Source organism: Mycobacterium sp. (genome assembly GCF_032161845.1).
Taxonomy (GTDB): domain Bacteria; phylum Actinomycetota; class Actinomycetes; order Mycobacteriales; family Mycobacteriaceae; genus Mycobacterium.
Map to the genome: position 1 here is coordinate 1 of NZ_JAVRQA010000170.1, position 2,579 is coordinate 2,579.

Sequence of the window (2,579 nt, forward strand, 5' to 3'; positions counted from 1 at the left end):
CCGTCGACACCGTCGTGGAGCACCGCGAGTGGGGTCGCGGCGTCGTGCTCGACGTTGAATCTGAGCGCCTAGTCGTGCTCTTCGACGAGCATGGTTATCGCACACTCGATTTGGAGGTCGTACGCTCCAGCGGCCTGCTTCGGGTTCGGTAGTCGGATCAGCCCGGATCCTCTGCATGCGAAGCCCCGCGCTCCAGCAGCACGTCGCCGCGCTGCCTGAGCCTCGGATCGCCCAGTGCGGTGCCGACAGTGATGTGGACGGCGCCGAGAACGCGTTCGTACAACAGTCGCGCAGGCGACGCGGAATCCATCGCGGTCAGCACCCGCTCCTCGACCAACCGCAGCGGCACGAGCCCGAGATGATAGTTGAGGCGAAGTGCGGTGCGGGTCACCTCCGCGACCCTCGTCATCGCCAATCCCGTTGCGGCCAGGAACCGCTCACCATGCAATCCTTCGAAGCATTCACGGACATCCTTCCGCCGGCGCGGGCGGCCGACCATCGTCATCGCTCGAATTCAGTGCGGTCTTACCCCGGCAATCGGGAATCAAACGGTCGGATTGGCAAATGACACCGCGTTGCACTTCGCCATCTGGATCACCGTGCCAATTCGGCCTTCGTTCCTGGGCTTTCGCGGTCCTCCGTGCGCGTGAAATAGTCCAAAAGATCTGTATGAGCAATGCTTTCGTGGCCCAGGGAGGGTTTGGGTCGTGGCGATCGATATTCGCAACGTGCCGGGTCTGCGTCGGTCGGCGATCGTGACCGACGACGTCGACGCACTTTGCGATCACCTGTGCAGCAGCCAAGGCAGTGCCGTGGACGTCGAGTGTCTTCGCGCAGACGGCTTCGCGGGTGACTACCACCACGAGCACGTCGCGTTCGGGCGATGTCGGTCCGACGACGTCGCGCACAGCGGTGAGCTTTCCCTGGCGATCAGACGGCTGGAGCAGGCCGTCGTCTGGTGCGTCGCGGAGGGTCGGGTCGAAGTCACCCGGGACGGCGTTACGTACGTCGCAGAGCGTGGTGAGCCATTGCTTCTCGCGGCCGGCGATTCGCCGTTGTTCATCCGACTCATCGACGCGAAGCTGAAGACCCTCAGCATCGACTTCGCCGGCATCGCCGATCCGCGGTTGTACGGGCGGCTCGGCAAGGACGCCACCCTCGTATTCACGGGGACGCGGCCGTTGAGTCCGGCGATGGCGCAAGCGTGGAAACGCACCGTCGCGTTCATCCACGACACCGTTCTGGAGGAGCCGGAAGTCGCCACGTCCTCGATGGTGGACGGCGTGTCACGGCTGCTCGCGGAGACGACGCTCGCGACCTTCCCGCACCGTTTCGAAAGCGGCGGCGAAGCGGATGAATTGGCGGGAACCATGCCTGCCATGCTGCGTCGGACGGTCGACTTCATCGAAGAGAATGCCTCGCGCGACATCGGGGTCCTCGACGTCGCGACTGCGGTATCGCTGACGCCGCGGCGGGTGCAGCACGTCTTCAAGCAGTACCTCGACACGACACCCATGGCATATCTGAGACTGACCCGGCTGCGTCGTGCCCGAGAGGAACTTCTCGTCGGCGACCCCGCCACGACGACCGTCACGGCCACTGCCGGCCGATGGGGGTTCGGGCACAGCGGACGGTTCGCGGTGGTGTATCGAAAGGCGTTTGGCGAAAGCCCCCACGAGACGTTGCGCCGCTGATCGGTCCGCCGCAACGTGCCAGGGCTGACGAGCGTGGATGAGGCCGGCGGCGTCTGCCGCCGGCCTCATCGCTACGCTGTTTCTCGGCCGGTTCTACAGGACGATGAAGATGCCGGCGAACCAGAATCCCCACACGGCGCGATCGTTGTCCCAATACGGTTCGACCCGCTGGCCGTAATAGTTGAACGGCCGGTGGTCATAGCGGGCATTGTCGATGCCGCGCTGATCCCAGCGGTCATAGTCCGCATACTGTTGTGGCCCGCGGTCGTCGCGACCATAGCCGTGACCGTTGTCATGACCCCGCTGATCCTGGCAGTAGAAGCACGGCGGTCCGCCGTGGCCGCCGCCTGGGTCGGCGGACGCCAATCCGGAGCCAAGACCCATCGTGGCCGCGCCCAAACTGCCTGCGATCGCGCCTGCGGCGGCGATCTTCTTCCAACTCATGTGAGCTCCTTCTCGCTTTGTGGCCGCCGGCCGCGCGAACCACGTGCTCGTGGTTCGGCGGTCGACGCCACCTGTTTCGCAGCCGCCGCGCTGTCGTGTTGGCCTGCGGCTACGGCGCTGGTTGGGCGCTGGGGGACGTATTGTCACGCTGCACCGCGCAAGCAATTCAGCGCGTCAGCCCCTACTTGTCCATCGATCCACCGACGCGCATCGTTACGTGGCACGACTGAATGGTGTTCGCTTCGTGGAGGATTGCGGCCCGCCGGTTTTCGGTCCCGTCGTTTCCCCTGTTCACGCGTTTCAGGGGTCCGGAACGGGTTTGCGCGCCGCAGATGACGGCTAATCTATTCGCCATGCGAGGTCCCGGGCTTCTCGGTGGCCGCTACGAACTGCGGGACGTCCTGGGCTTCGGCGGGATGGCCGAGGTTCGTGACGGGTGGG

3 protein-coding genes are annotated in these 2,579 nt (G+C 65.1%); 1 reads left to right on the forward strand and 2 read right to left on the reverse strand.

Annotated elements, in window-relative coordinates; translation table 11 throughout:
• Positions 1 to 157: 157 nt before the first annotated feature.
• A complete protein-coding gene (locus QOD90_RS09850) occupies positions 158 to 409 on the reverse strand; it encodes a hypothetical protein (RefSeq protein WP_526349096.1) in 252 nt (83 codons plus the stop codon).
• A 298-nt stretch (positions 410 to 707) separates the two neighbouring features.
• Between QOD90_RS09850 and QOD90_RS09855 the strand changes: the two genes are divergently transcribed.
• Positions 708 to 1,694, forward strand: coding sequence for a helix-turn-helix domain-containing protein (locus QOD90_RS09855; protein WP_526349098.1), 987 nt, complete (start codon positions 708 to 710; stop codon positions 1,692 to 1,694).
• A gap of 93 nt (positions 1,695 to 1,787) precedes the next feature.
• Here the strand turns inward: QOD90_RS09855 and QOD90_RS09860 are convergent, their stop codons facing one another.
• On the reverse strand, positions 1,788 to 2,138 hold the full coding sequence (locus tag QOD90_RS09860) for a hypothetical protein (RefSeq protein WP_526349099.1): 351 nt from the start codon (positions 2,136 to 2,138) through the stop codon (positions 1,788 to 1,790).
• Positions 2,139 to 2,579 lie beyond the last annotated feature (441 nt).